This is a genomic window from Flavobacterium sp., from assembly GCF_047602195.1.
In the GTDB taxonomy this organism is placed as follows: Bacteria; Bacteroidota; Bacteroidia; order Flavobacteriales; family Flavobacteriaceae; genus Flavobacterium.
Window position 1 is genome coordinate 854,535 of sequence record NZ_JASGHW010000004.1, and the last position, 14,522, is coordinate 869,056.

9 protein-coding genes and 2 pseudogenes are annotated in these 14,522 nt (G+C 48.9%); 7 read left to right on the forward strand and 4 right to left on the reverse strand.

Annotation, left to right across the window (positions count from 1 at the left end; all coding sequences use genetic code 11):
- Positions 1–103 precede the first annotated feature (103 nt).
- Both rimM and QM717_RS09950 read right to left on the reverse strand, forming a co-directional pair.
- A complete protein-coding gene (gene rimM / locus QM717_RS09945; protein WP_415037325.1) occupies positions 104–628 on the reverse strand; it encodes a ribosome maturation factor RimM in 525 nt (174 codons plus the stop codon).
- A gap of 15 nt (positions 629–643) precedes the next feature.
- The gene (locus tag QM717_RS09950; protein WP_415037326.1) at positions 644–1,258 is read right to left on the reverse strand and encodes a 30S ribosomal protein S16; all 615 of its coding nucleotides are present in this window, start codon (positions 1,256–1,258) and stop codon (positions 644–646) included.
- A gap of 198 nt (positions 1,259–1,456) precedes the next feature.
- Here QM717_RS09950 and QM717_RS09955 point away from each other — a divergent pair, with 198 nt between their 5' ends.
- The 5 genes and pseudogenes from QM717_RS09955 (at position 1,457) to QM717_RS09975 (ending at position 7,181) form a co-directional block, all read left to right on the forward strand.
- Positions 1,457–1,963, forward strand: a complete 507-nt coding sequence (locus tag QM717_RS09955; RefSeq protein ID WP_415037327.1) for a DUF6252 family protein — start codon at positions 1,457–1,459, stop codon at positions 1,961–1,963.
- 179 nt (positions 1,964–2,142) lie between these two features.
- Positions 2,143–2,487 (forward strand): RNA recognition motif domain-containing protein, encoded by a 345-nt coding sequence (locus tag QM717_RS09960; protein WP_415037328.1) that lies wholly within the window; start codon positions 2,143–2,145, stop codon positions 2,485–2,487.
- A 172-nt stretch (positions 2,488–2,659) separates the two neighbouring features.
- A pseudogene (locus tag QM717_RS09965) lies at positions 2,660–3,365 on the forward strand (exonuclease domain-containing protein); the annotation flags it as partial.
- Positions 3,366–3,499: 134 nt separating this feature from the next.
- A pseudogene (locus QM717_RS09970) lies at positions 3,500–4,507 on the forward strand (PHP domain-containing protein); the annotation flags it as partial.
- A complete protein-coding gene (locus tag QM717_RS09975) occupies positions 4,437–7,181 on the forward strand; it encodes a DNA polymerase III subunit alpha (protein WP_415037329.1) in 2,745 nt (914 codons plus the stop codon). The pseudogene QM717_RS09970 and the gene QM717_RS09975, both read left to right, overlap by 71 nt.
- Positions 7,182–7,205: 24 nt before the next feature.
- On the opposite strand, the gene QM717_RS09980 is transcribed toward QM717_RS09975, so the two are convergent.
- Together QM717_RS09980 and QM717_RS09985 are read right to left on the reverse strand one after the other, a co-directional pair.
- Positions 7,206–7,412 carry a helix-turn-helix domain-containing protein gene (locus QM717_RS09980; protein WP_415037330.1) on the reverse strand — a complete coding sequence of 69 codons (207 nt, stop codon included), beginning with the start codon at positions 7,410–7,412 and terminating at the stop codon, positions 7,206–7,208.
- A 3-nt stretch (positions 7,413–7,415) separates the two neighbouring features.
- Positions 7,416–7,928: a DUF2975 domain-containing protein gene (locus QM717_RS09985; RefSeq protein ID WP_415037331.1), complete on the reverse strand. Its 513-nt coding sequence runs from the start codon at positions 7,926–7,928 to the stop codon at positions 7,416–7,418.
- A gap of 382 nt (positions 7,929–8,310) precedes the next feature.
- Between QM717_RS09985 and QM717_RS09990 the strand changes: the two genes are divergently transcribed.
- A complete protein-coding gene (locus QM717_RS09990; RefSeq protein ID WP_415037332.1) occupies positions 8,311–9,978 on the forward strand; it encodes a hypothetical protein in 1,668 nt (555 codons plus the stop codon).
- Between the two features lie 11 nt (positions 9,979–9,989).
- Positions 9,990–14,522 (forward strand): hypothetical protein, encoded by a 4,533-nt coding sequence (locus tag QM717_RS09995; RefSeq protein WP_415037333.1) that lies wholly within the window; start codon positions 9,990–9,992, stop codon positions 14,520–14,522.

The window sequence follows — 14,522 nt, forward strand, 5'->3', positions numbered from 1 at the left end:
GGACAGCAGGACCCAGCTTCAAATAAAAAATATTTGGAGCGAACTGACGAAGTAAAAAGCTTCTAAAAACGGTTAAACAAATTAACGATTAACCGATTAAACATTAAAGATACATCTCCACCAATCCTTCCGGCAAATCCATCTTAATGACCTTGTTTTTGCGGTCGACTTCCACGATAAAGTGGTCGATCATCGGGATCAGCAATTCTTTGCCATCGCGGCGTACCTCGAACAAGGGTTGGGCGGTGCTGTCGTTGACCGATTCGATCGTACCGACTATGCCAAGGCGCTGGTCCTCGATGGCAAAACCGATGACTTCGTGGAAGTAAAATTTGTTGCCCTCGAGTTTGGGCAGCATTTTGAGCGGCAGGTAAACCGCGCAACCGATGATTTCGTCGGCGTCTGCTTCGGAATCTACATCCTCGAACTTGACGCGCAACAATTCGCCTTTGTGCAGGTTGCTTTGTTCAATAAAAAATGGAACCAGATTTTTGTTGAACTCAACAAAAACTGATTCCATATTTTCGTATAACTCGGGCTCGTCGGTGTCTAGATAGACCAGGACTTCGCCTTTGAAACTGAATTTTTTCGCGATCTTGCCCAAATAGAAACAATCGTCTTTACGCATTGGATCGCTTGGGAATTAAGCTTCTTTTTCTTCGTTATTTTCTTCGGTAGCTTCTTCGGCAGCAGGTGCTTCTTCGGTAGCTTCAGCAACTACTTCTTCGGTAGTTTCAGCAGCAGTTTCTACTTCAGCTACTTCTTCAGCCGGAGCTTCTTCTACAGCAGCTTCTTCTTCTACTTTGGCAGCAGCCTCGGCAGCAGCAACACGCTTGGCGTTCACTTCTTTTTCGGCTTTCAAAGCTTTGGCTTTTTCATCGGCTTTCGCTTTTGACAAACCTTCTTTCTTAGAATCTACTTTACCTGCTTTCTCGTCGAGCCATTGCGCCAATTTGGCATCGGCTTGCTCTTGTGTCAAAGCGCCTTTGCGAACGCCTCCGTCGAGGTGGTGTTTCAGCAAAGCTCCTTTGTAAGACAAGATTGCTCTGGCCGTGTCAGTCGGTTGGGCCCCATTGTGCAACCATTGTACGGCAGCATCGAGGTTCAAGTCGATTGTGGCAGGATTGGTGTTTGGATTGTAAGTACCGATTTTCTCCAAGTATTTACCATCTCTTTTTGAGCGGGCATCTGCCGCTACAACCCAGTAAAAAGGTTTTCCTTTTTTACCGTGTCTTTGTAATCTAATTTTTACAGACATAATCGTGTGATTAAATTTGGGGTGCTCGACCCCGGTTAATTAAGGGCGCAAAGATACAATTAAATTTTAAAAATGCTAATGCTGTTCAAATAAATAGTTTAAAAACAAAAGATTAACATTTGCGATGTCATTTTATGACTTTTTATTTAGCAAATGTCACATAAAAAACTATTTTTGTTGCTCTCAAAATTACTTAACATGAAAAAAATCGTCGCTTTCATTGTGCTGGCCTTTGCCCTGGGTTCGTGTAGTGAAGACATTAAATTCAACAACCAAGCTGTTTTTCAAGGAGTTAAAGACAATCTTTTTTGGAAAGGCACCGATGCCAAAGCGGTAGTAAGCATAGGGGCAGAAACGTTGACGGTCAGCTCCACTACGCTGATCGAGACCATGACGCTCGATGTGCCGTTGCCGGCTACTTTTGTCAATCCAAAGAACGACGCGACCTATGTCACCTACGCATTGGGAACCAGTCTTGACCGTACCGCGCATTATGTTTTGAACTTGGATGGCGGTGAATACATTTACCGCACCGCAATCGGTATTGGGGATGGCGAAGTTGTGATTACCGAATACGACGGGGTCAATGTTTCGGGAACATTCCGCTTCAATGCGATCAATGAGGATTCCGAATCGGAAGCGCCAGAAACGGTCAACGTTCAAAGCGGCGTGTTTTATAAAGTTCCGGTTGTCCAGACACCATAAAATAGACTAAAATACTACAAGAACCACTCGGTTGCCGGGTGGTTTTTTATTTCTACCGGCAGGCCAATGAAAACAAGGTTTGCTGCGGTTCGGCAAAGTATTATCTTAGAATTAACATTACGGATGTCGGCATTGGGATAATTAAAAGTATATTTGTTTCAACACTATAAATTACACATATGAATATTTTTGTTGGAAGCCTTCCGTTCAGTCTTGAGGAAGCAGATTTAAGAGCGTCTTTTGAGGCCTACGGTACCGTTGATTCCGTTAAGATCATCAATGACAAATTTACCGGAAGAAGCAAAGGCTTTGGCTTTGTCGAAATGCCGAACGATGAAGAAGCCGAACAGGCGATCCAAGAACTCAATGGTTCGATGATCTCCAATCGCGCCATCGTGGTCAACAAATCGGAACCGAAACCAGAGGGCCAGAGAAAAAGTTTCAACAACCGCGGCGATCGCGGGGGTTATGGAAATAACCGTGGCGGCGGCGGATATGACCGCGGCGGCAGAGGCGGCTACTAGTCATACAATTGATCCGGAATCTTTTCGGAAACAACCATTCAGGGCAGGGATTGATTTCTTGTTTCTGAATGGTTTTTTGTTGATAACTTATGCTTTTTGCTACGCTAAAATCGTTATTTTTGACAATTGCAGTTTGTGATTTTTTTCAATTGCAACTTCCTCAAAATCAACTATGTATTTAATCTTTGATACCGAAACAACGGGTTTGCCCAAGCGTTGGGATGCGCCGATTAGCGATACGTCCAACTGGCCGCGTGCGATCCAAATCGCATGGCAGTTGCATGACGAAATGGGCCGACTCGTCGAGCATCAGGATTACCTGATCCAACCCGACGGATTCAACATTCCATACGATGCCGAGCGCATCCACGGGATTTCCACCGAATTGGCACAGGCCGATGGCATTCCGCTGGCCGAAGTGCTCGAAAAATTCAACATTGCGTTATCAAAGGCCAAATTCATTGTCGGACAGAACGTCGGTTTCGACGTCAACATCATGGGCTGCGAATTCTACCGCATGGGCGTCGAATCGAACATGGCGGTCAAGCCCGTGCTCGACACCTGTACCGAAGTCACGGCGAACATTTTACAGATCCCAGGCGGTCGTGGCGGTAAATTCAAATTGCCGACGCTGACCGAATTGCACCAATATTTATTCAACAAGCCGTTTGCCGAAGCACACAACGCGACTGCCGACGTCGAGGCGACTACACGTTGTTTCCTCGAACTGATCCGTCGTGGCGTCTTCACCAAGGAAGAACTCGATGTGCCGGCAGGTTACCTTGAAGAATTTCAACGGGCCAATTCGCACGAAATCCAACTCATCGGGTTAAGGCACATCAACCTCAAGGCGGCTTCGGACAAAATCCGCGAAAGCTTCCAGCAAACCCAGCCTACGGTCGAAACGACTGGGCCTGCGGTATCGGTTGATTTAGAATCGGCGGTGTTTGCGCATTTGCACAACCATACGCAGTTTTCGGTTTTGCAATCGACGATTTCGGTTCCGGCGCTCGTGTCGGTAGCGGCCAAGGAAAAAATGCCGGCCGTCGCGATGACCGATGTCGGCAATATGATGGGCGCGTTCCAATTCGTGAGCGCGGTCATGAACCACAACAAAGCGGTCGCCGCCAAGAACAAGGAAGCCGAAGAAAAAGGCGAAATCCCTGATGGTGTCGAAATGAAACCCATAGTCGGCTGCGAATTCTACATCTGCGAGGACCACAAAGACCGCACGCGCAAGGACAACGGCTACCAGGTCGTGTTTTTGGCCAAGAACAAGAAAGGCTACCACAACCTTGCGAAACTGTCGTCGATTGCGTATACCGATGGATTCTATTACGTGCCGCGTATCGACAAAAATGTCATCACCCAATACAAGGAAGATTTGATCGTGCTTTCGGGCAATCTTTACGGAGAAATCCCAAGCAAGATCCTCAATATCGGCGAAGTCCAGGCCGAGGAAGCACTCGTTTGGTGGAAAACCCAATTCGGCGAAGATTTCTACCTCGAACTCATGCGCCACAACCAGGAAGACGAAAACCGCGTCAACCAAACGCTGATCGAGCTCGGCCGCAAACACGGCGTCAAATTGGTCGCGACCAACAATACGTATTACGCCGCCCAACCCGATGCGAATGCGCACGACATTTTGCTGTGCGTCAAGGACGGTGAGAAACAATCGACGCCAATCGGTCGTGGACGAGGCTATCGTTACGGTTTGCCGAACCAGGAATACTATTTCAAGTCGGCCGCCGACATGAAAAAACTGTTTGCCAATGTGCCCGAAGCGATCCTGAGCATCGGTGAAATTGTCGACAAAATTGAAACCTATTCGCTCTACCGCGACGTCTTGCTTCCCAAATTCGACATTCCTGCGGAATTCCAATTTGCCGAGGACAACGAAGACGGCGGCAAACGCGGCGAAAACAAATATTTGAAACACCTGACCTATGTCGGTGCCGAAAAAAGATACACGCTCGAAAGGACTCACACCCGAAGTACGCGAACGCCTCGATTTTGAGCTCGCGACGATTGAAAAAACGGGTTATCCGGGTTACTTCCTGATCGTACAGGATTTCATCGCTGCGGCACGCGAAATGGGCGTTTCGGTGGGTCCGGGCCGTGGATCGGCGGCGGGTTCTGCCGTGGCGTATTGCCTCGGGATTACGAACATCGATCCGATCCAATACGACCTACTCTTTGAGCGTTTCCTGAATCCCGATCGTGTGTCGATGCCCGATATCGATATCGACTTTGATGACGAGGGACGTGGTTCGGTCATGGATTATGTGATCAAGAAATATGGTTCGAACCAGGTCGCGCAAATCATCACCTATGGTAAGATGGCGACCAAATCGGCGATCCGCGATACCGCGCGCGTACTCGATTTGCCGTTGTTCGAAGCCGATAGGATTGCCAAATTGATTCCGGGTATGATGCCCGGCAAATGGAATTTGGCCCGTTTCCTCTCTGAAAGCGAAGGTGAAGTCAAGAAGGTATTGCGTTCGGAAGAATTCGACCGCGTCAAGGAATTGATCGAGATGGCCAAGGACGATTCGTTGGCCGCCGAAACCATCCAGCAGGCGAAAGTACTCGAAGGCTCGCTCCGAAACACCGGAATCCATGCCTGCGGCGTCATCATTACGCCCGATGACATCACGAATTTCGTTCCCGTCACGACGGCCAAGGATTCGGATTTGTACGTGACGCAGTTCGACAACGCGGTGGCTGAATCGGCGGGTCTTTTGAAGATGGACTTCCTAGGACTCAAGACGTTGACGCTGATCAAAGACACGGTCAAACTCGTCAAATACCGGACAGGCGAAACGCTCGATCCGGACAATTTTCCGCTTGACGATGTCAAGACGTACGAATTGTTCCAACGTGGTGAAACGGTCGGGATTTTCCAATACGAATCGCCCGGCATGCAGAAATACATGAAGGAATTGCGTCCGACGGTGTTTGCCGATTTGATTGCGATGAACGCGCTGTACCGTCCGGGTCCGATTGCTTACATTCCGGGATTCATCCGACGCAAGAACGGCGAGGAAGAAATCACCTACGATCTTGAAGCCTGCGAAGATTTGCTCAAGGAAACCTACGGGATTACCGTATACCAAGAGCAGGTCATGCTTTTGTCGCAGAAACTCGCCAACTTTTCCAAAGGCGACGCCGATGTCTTGCGTAAGGCGATGGGAAAGAAGCAAAAGGACGTACTCGACAAGATGAAACCGAAGTTTATCGGGCAAGCCTCGGAACAAAACGGCCACGATCCCGTCGTGCTCGAAAAAATCTGGAAAGACTGGGAAGCCTTCGCCGAGTACGCGTTCAATAAATCACACTCGACTTGTTACGCTTGGGTCGCTTACCAAACGGCTTACTTGAAAGCGAATTATCCGGCCGAATACATGGCGGCCGTACTGTCGAACAACATGAGCGACATCAAGCAGGTGTCGTTCTTTATGGAAGAATGCAAACGTATGGGACTCGAAGTGTTGGGGCCTTGCGTGAATGAATCCTATTATAAATTCACCGTAAACGAAAATTACGCAGTGCGTTTCGGAATGGGCGCGATCAAAGGCGTGGGCGGCGGCGCGGTACAAACGATTGTCGATTCGCGAAAAGACGGCAAATACCGTTCGATTTTCGATTTGGCCAAACGCATCGATTTGCGGGCGGCGAACAAGAAAGCGTTTGAAAACCTCGCCTTGGCCGGTGGTTTCGACACGTTCGACAACACGCACCGTGCGCAATATTTCCATGACGAAGGCGACGGCATCACGTTCCTCGAAAAGGCGATGCGTTACGGATCGAAGTACCAGGAAAATGAGAATTCGTCGCAGGTTTCGTTATTTGGCGAGGCCAGCGAGGTGCAGATCGCCGAACCGGTCGTGCCGCCGTGCGAAGACTGGAGCACGATGGAGAAACTTGGGCGCGAGAAAGAAGTCGTCGGGATTTACATCTCGGGGCATCCGCTCGACGATTTCAGGTTTGAGATGAAATATTTCTGTAACGCCAAGCTCGAAACGCTCAAGAATCTGGAACCTTACGTGGGGAAGACGCTTACCGTGGGCGGTATCGTGACCAACATCCAGCACCGTACGACCAAGACCAACAAGGGCTGGGCGTCATTCATGCTCAAAGGATACGACGAAAGTTACGAGTTCAGGATTTTCGACGAGGAATACCTCAAGTTCCGCCATTTCCTGACTCCCAATGGTTTTGTGTTCTTGCGCTTGACGATCAAGGAAGGCTGGGTCAACCGTGAAACGGGCAAGAAATCGGATCCGCGCATCCAGTTCCTCGAAGCCAAACAGTTGCAGGATGTACTCGGCGCCTTTGCCAAAAAACTAATTATCCATTTCAACATCAAGGATTTACATACGGAAACCATCACAAGGCTTTCGGAATTGTTCCAACTCAACAAAGGCGAACACCAAGTGACGTTCGAGGTACTCGAGCTCGAAAAGATCAAGAAGATGGTCGAGGTGGCCGCCACGGTTCCCGAACCCGAAGAAGGCGAGGAGCCCATGGACGTTGATATGGAAACCGAAGAAACGACCGTGACCACCGAGGTCGAGGAAACCAAAGTGATCACGCGTTTGTCGATGCCGAGCCGCAAGCTCAAGATCCGCATTTCGAATGAGCTGTTGATCGAGTTGGAGAAACTGCAGATCAACTTCAAGCTCAATTGATTTTAGACACGCAGCGCCTTTGGACTATTTTTCTACATATTCCAGAATGTCAGCGGGTTGGCAATCCAATACTTTACAGATGGCTTCGAGTGTTGAAAAACGGATGGCCTTGGCTTTTCCGGTTTTCAATATCGAAAGATTCGACAAAGTCAAATCGACTTTTTCAGAGAGTTCGTTGAGCGACATCTTGCGCTTGGCCATCATCACGTCGAGGTTTACTACTATAGGCATGGCTTAGATCGTTAGTTCGTTTTCGGATTGGATTTCGATGCCTCTTTTGAAGATATTGGCGATCACCAACAAAATGACCCCCATGAACAGCCATACATCGCCGCCACCGAAATGCTCATGAATTTTGGTGATTTGGGCGCCTTGTCCGTTGAGCCATTCGGAATAATTGAAACCGAAGTTCGAAAACAACCCGATTCCAAAAGCCAGATATGCCCAGTTTGAAATCAAACGGCCGAGGGTTGCCGTAAAAGGATTCGAGAGGTCCAGGTTATTGTGGTAGAATAACCTGACGGTCAAATAGAACATCAGGGCTTTGAGCACACCTACAAGGGTCATCAGGAAAATAATGACCAAATACCAACCCCAGTCATAATCGTAAAGGCCGGCCAATCCAAAATAGCTGGCCGCGCTTGTAGTGACAAAAAAGACATAACCCGCATTGAACAAATAACTGCCTGCCTCGACACACAATCCGAGGAAGATGATCCACGAAATTACATGTAAAATAGTAAGCATTCGCTTGGAACTGATTTTAATTTCCATGATTTCAGAATTTAGAATTACAGTGCAATAGTAATAAAAATTTATTGATAAACAATAAAAATATAATTTTTTTCAAAAAATGTTTGATTTGTTGTAGGTTGCGTTAGCGGTTGCAGTGAAAATCCTTTTGAGCCGGAACGCAGAGCAGGTTCAAAAGATTGTAACGTAAAACGCGCCGCGGCCGCAGTCCCTACACTTCGGGACGGAGGCCACGGAACGCCCAATCTAAAATCTGAAATCGCAAATCTAAAATCACCTCTGTCGTCCGTCTATTTAAAATGCCGCTCGTCTATTCGCGGTTTTACACCTTGCAATTATGCGCCTACTTTGCACCAGAAACTAAATCTTGTGCAGTATGAAAAAATACCTTTTGCTTTTTCTGCTTGGCGCTTTTTACGGGTTGAATGCCCAAGACATCGAGAACATTGCCCAGGAAAAACCCTTTGTTTTTTCAGGCGCATTTACGCTTTACGGTTCGAATTACCATGTAGACGGCATCACGCCGCGGCGCAAGGATTTTTCGTGGTATTTGACCGGAAACCCGAATTTCAGGATCTACGGGATCGATATTCCGTTTACGTTTACCGTGAGCGAGCAGGAACGTTCATTTCGTCAGCCGTTCAACCAGTTTTCGGTGACGCCGAGTTACAAATGGGTCAAGTTGCATTTGGGTTACACCAACATCACCTGGTCGCCCTTCACTTGGGCCGGACAGACGGCTTTGGGCGCGGGCATCGAACTCAATCCGGGGAAATTCCGTTTCGGGTTTTTGTATGGCCGATTGAACCGCGCCGTCGAGGAAGACGTGACTTCGATCGAACCCGTGACACCGGCATTCAAGCGGACGGGCTACTCGGCTCGCATCGGATATGGTACCGAGACGAGCCACGTCGATTTGATTTTCCTCAAAGGACACGACCATTTGAGCTCGCTCGATTCGATCCCGAAGGAAACCGTGGTGCTGCCGATGGAAAATGCGGTTTTTGGCATTTCGACCAAACTCAAATTGACCGAAACCTTGTTTTGGGATGTCGATGTGGCCGGAAGCGTGGTCACAAGAGATACGCGTTCGGAGCAATTTTCGGGCGATGATCCAGGTTTTACCGAATCGTTCAGTTCGATATTGAATGTGAATACGTCGAGTAATTTCTACACCGCGCTGCAAACCGAATTCGGGTATGCCGGAAAATACGTCAAGGTCAAGGTCAAATACAAACGCATCGAACCCGATTACCAAAGCATGGGCGCGTATTATTTCCAGACCGATGTCGAGAACATCACGCTCGAACCATCGTTCAATTTATTCAAATCGACGCTGCGCATCAACAGCAGCATCGGCCAGCAGCGCGACAATCTGCTCGACCAGAAATCGTTCACGAGCAAACGCCTGATCGGCAACATCAACGTCGATTGGACGGCCGGGACGGTTTTCGGTATCAATGCACTGTATTCGAATTATTCATCCGACCAGTCGCGTGGACTCAAGATTCCGAACGAGCAGCTCAAGCAAACCTATGTTTCCCAAAATGCGATGCTGTCGCCACGGCTCACATTCATCAAGGAAAAGATGTCGCACATGCACATTCTGATCGCGAACCGTCAATGGATGGAAGACCGCAACCGCAACACCGCCGCCCAAACCGAATACCAGGTCGACAATCTCAATTACACGGGTTCGCTGATTTTCAATCAAAGCGCGTTGACGCTCACGGGTTCGTATTTGCTGACCGTTTTTGACGCGAGCCTCAATTCGAACCGCCTCAACGGATTTTCATTGGGCGCCAACAAATCGTTTTTCCAGAACAAATTGAACTCGGGCGTGTCGGCTTCGTATACGATGCACGAACTCAATTCGGATCCGTTCGCGGACATTCTCAACATCACTTCGCAGCACAATTACAACCTGACGAGCCACCACGGCCTGACTTTGCTGTTCAATTTCCTGAGCAACAAGGGCAAGATTCCCAGTTCGGAATCTTTCACCGAATACAACATCGACCTAGGATATACTTATACTTTTTAAAATCAATCATTATGAAACTAACCAGACTTTTAATTTTAGGCATCTTCTTGCTGTTCCAGAAAGTCGCAGCACAGGAGGTGATTGTCAACGTGCAGGTTTTGCCGCCCTATTCGACCTACCTGCCCGATTATCTGAACAATCCGAGCAAGATTGTTTTTACGTTGTTGTCTACACAGACGCGCGATGTGAAGATCAAGGCGACGATTACCGGTGACAACGGCATTACGGTCGCGACTTCGGCTACGGGATCGGCGGCGGCACCGATTCATTTGGTGGCCAATCAAGTCAAGATGATGAATGGCACGAACCTCAAAGCGTATTTGGATGTGAACACCGTCACCGTTTCGGGCATCGACAAAAACAGTTTGTACCGCGGCAATGGATTGCCCGAAGGATCTTATACTTTTTGCCTTCAAGTGCTCGATTACCGCAGCAACGAACCGCTGAGCCAGCCGGCCCCGACGGGTTGCAGCAATCCGATCAACATCATGCAAATCAATCCACCGACTTTGGTGTCGCCGAGTTGCGAGGCTTCGATTACGGCCAATATGCCGCAGAACATGATTTTTACCTGGCTTCCGGCACCGGGTGTTCCGGTCGGGACGCAATACAGGCTCAAGATTGTCGAGCTCATTCCGAATACGAGAAATGCGAATGAGGCGATGAACAGCGCGACCACGCCAGCTTTTTTCGAAACGACGACGACGGCCTATTCGTTTTTCTACGGACCGGCGCAACCGGCATTCAAGGACGGAAAAAAATACGCCTGGCGCGTCACGGCGATGAGTCCGATCGGGACTTCGGTTTCGGCCAAGAGCAATTTCCAGAACAACGGACACAGTGAAGTGTGCAGTTTTGTCTATCAGAAAGCAACGGTCGCGCAAAACGGCCCGGCTTCTTACGGCATCAACCTGATCAAGCCGATCAAGGGCGAGAAAATCAGCAGCGGTTACGGGTTGGAATTCCAATGGAGTGCCTCAAACAAGGCCAATTTGGCGGGTTACGAACTCCAATTTACCGACCGTTACACGCAAGACCAGAAAATCACCAACTGGAATGCAATCCCCGAAAATCTGTTTTCGGTCAAAGATGCGTTCATGGCGCGCAAAGAGTTGGGCAAAAAGCTCAGCGAACAATTGCCCGGAAGCTGGACGAACGGCAAAGGCAAAATCGCGTGGAGGATCCGCGGTTATGATGCCAATAAAAAGAGCGTCGACAGCAGCCGTATCGAAATTTATGAAATCGTCGACGCCCCGATTGCCGACCGCATTAAATTGGTTACGCCCATTCAAGGAAAAAAAATCGTACAGGGTTACGGACTCAAATTGGAATGGGAATCGTCGAAGAAATCGAGCGTGCACGAATACGAATTCCAATTCACGAACGAGTACGAAAAAGGCAAACCGATCACCAATTGGAACAGCCTGCCCGACAATTTGTTCAACAAGAAAAAAGCCAATTACTTGTCGAGCAAGACCAAGAATTTGTACATGGAATTGAGTCCGTCCTGGACCAACGGCGTCGGCAAAATCGCCTGGCGCGTCGTCGGGATTTCGTACGGATTTGTCGTCGACAGCAGCAAAGTCGAGTCGTATGAAATCATCGAGGACACGAGCGAAATGGCCAAACTCAAAGGATTCATGATGGGCGGTTATTATGTTGCCGTCAAAACGATTTCGACCAAAGACGAGAACAAATTGTCGGGTTCGGGGACAATCACGCTCTGGGAAGGCGGCAAACCGATCGAGGTGTATTTCAAGGATTTGAAAGTGCGCCCTTTTGCGATTATCGCCAAAACCCAACAAAAACAATGGGTTGCGATCGAAGGCCAGATGGATGTGGAAGTCTACAAGAAATTATACGGCGCGAGCCGGTTCATGTTAGAAACCGCCGCGGGTTGCGATGGGACGTTCCAGGCCAAACTCAACACGATGAAAATCACGGCCCAAGTCGAAGGTACAATAGAATTGAACGGACTGTTCAAAATCACCAAAGATGCGAGCCACGCCGAAGGAATGGTCATCGGCAAATGGTTTACGAATTTCTTCAAACCCAAAGCGCAGCAAACGCCAGAGACGAATCTGTACGAAATCGAATCGAACGAAACGCCAATCAAGATGACTTTTGCCGACAAATTCGATGGCACGGTCACGCTCAAACCACAAAAATTTGAGGAAATGGGCAATGGCAGCATCAGTGTCGATTGTGGTGCTAACGACATGAAACTCAAGATCAAAGGACTCACGGGAGAACTCGATATATCGGGAACGGTTTCGGTGCCGAATGCCGCGCCGACCTCTAGCGCAGGAAGTGGTTTCACGAACTTGCAGTTTCCGTTCAAGAACAAGAAAAATTTGAATTTTCCAGCGAAATTGGATCAGCCGGTCAAATGGCAACTGAATAAAGATGCGTCGGTTTGGGCGAATATTTCCGAATTGTATGTACATCTTTCATCCACGGGTGAGGAAGACGCGAAGTTCAAGAATTATCCCGACGGACTCAATTTCGACAAGTTCAACATGACCATCAATCTGCCCAAAAAACCGGGTTCGACCACCGAGAAATCAATCAATTTCGCGTTCAACAATGTCTACAACAACGGCAAGGGTTACACGAACAACAAGAAAGGCGAAGTTGATGTCAAGGATGCGGTCGAAATCGCGGGCTTTTCGGCCAAACTCAAGAAGTCGGATTTTCTGCTCAACAAAAACAAGCTCGTGTTCTTGTATGTGCAGGGCAACATTTATGTGCCGTTCATCAACGACTGGTCGCCGGTCGGGCTCGACATCGACAGTGAGAAAATCCAGAACATTTATGTCGATTTTGATTACGACAAGAAATATTTCCTCAATAAAAGCGGAGGAGAAACTTATATTACGTTGTCTTCGGGAAGGCTCGAAAACAGTGCCATCGTGATTTCGCCGACAATGGTCATCAGCAGCAACAAGAACGAGGGCGTCGAATCGAAATCGCTGCATATGTGCGAGATGTACATCAACCCCGAAGGCGCGGTTTCCTACAACAATTCGTTCGCGCCCAACACCGAATCGGTTTGCGAGGGCACGAAGCAATGGGCCAAGTATTTCAACTTCGATTTCGGCATCGACAAGATGAAAATCAAGCGCAGCAACGTCAAGACCGATGTGCAGTTTATGTTCTCGGGCGATCTCGTGCTCGCACCCGGCATCAGCACGACGAGCAAAAAGGAATCTGGATTTCTGTACCACGGCAAGGAGCCGAAACCAGAAAGTTCAGGCAATAATCCGGCGATGGGCGACTACAATTACAACAATACGCCAACACCGACCGGGCCACCCAAAGTGCCTAAAAACATCTTCGGGCCGGCTTTTGAAAATGAAGATGACAATTACGACGTAGCTACGGCAGTCGTTGAAAATTCTGTCGAATGGACCGACGACAAAAAAGCGGTTCAGGGTGCTTATGAAGACGGCGGACAAAAGTTCGGCGGCGGATTCAAGGTCGTTACCGGCGATTCAACCTGGGGCGATTATTTCGAACTCAGCGGTTTCTACGAAGCCAAGGAACCCGATGCCAAACAGCTCGAAGCCAAAATGATTTTGGGCAAGAAAAAAACGGCCAAACCGTATTCGTATTGGTTCTTTTCCTTTTACCAGAAAGGATTCGCTGCGATTCCGATTATTCCGGGAATTGTGGAGGCACACGGTTTCGGCGGCAAAACCTGGTACCATATGCAGGTCGATTTCAACAATGTGGGTGAGATCAGCAATATGTTGCCCAACGATGCGTATTCGCTCGGGATTGCCGCTACGGCCGATTTCAGAACTTCTTTCGACAGCGGCATTTTAATACACGGAAAGGCGACGGTCAAAACGCAGTTTTATGGTTGGAGCCTCGACAAAATCGATTACTATGTGACGGGCTCGGCCTTGGCCAAAAGCAGCAACAGCGATGGTTTATTGCAGGCACGCCTCAACGGATCGCTCAACTGGGCCGACAAATTCATCGATGGCCATGGCCAGATTTGGGGCGGTGTCGAAAAAATCGTCTGTCTCAACGAAGGACAGGCCAATGAAGACAGCATCAATTTCCATTTCGGGGCCGATGATTTCTACATCAATGTCGGTTCGGCCGAAGTGCCGATAACCGCCGAAATCATGTGCGGCAGCGGTTTCACGACCGGCGTATGGTTCAATTTCAGCAAAACCGATTTGGGCTTCGGATTCAAGAAAGATTACGATTCGGGCTGGAAAGGACTCAACCTTGGCGTGGCTTCGGCGGCAGGTCGTTTGACCTCGTCGATGGGCGCGGACATCAATGTGCATTATTCACCGTTCCAGGCGACGGGCACGGCTTATTTCAACGGTCGCGCCTATGGCAGGGGCTGCGTCAAATATTTAGGTTGCATCGGCGGAAGCTGTGGCGCGGCGGCCAACCTGACCGTTTCGTTGCCCGATCCGGTGATTTTCGAAGGCTCGGTGCGTTGCGACGTGAGCCGATGGATTCCCGATTTTACCTTGCATGCGCGTTGGTCTTCGGACGGCGGCTTCAGTATTTCACTTTAA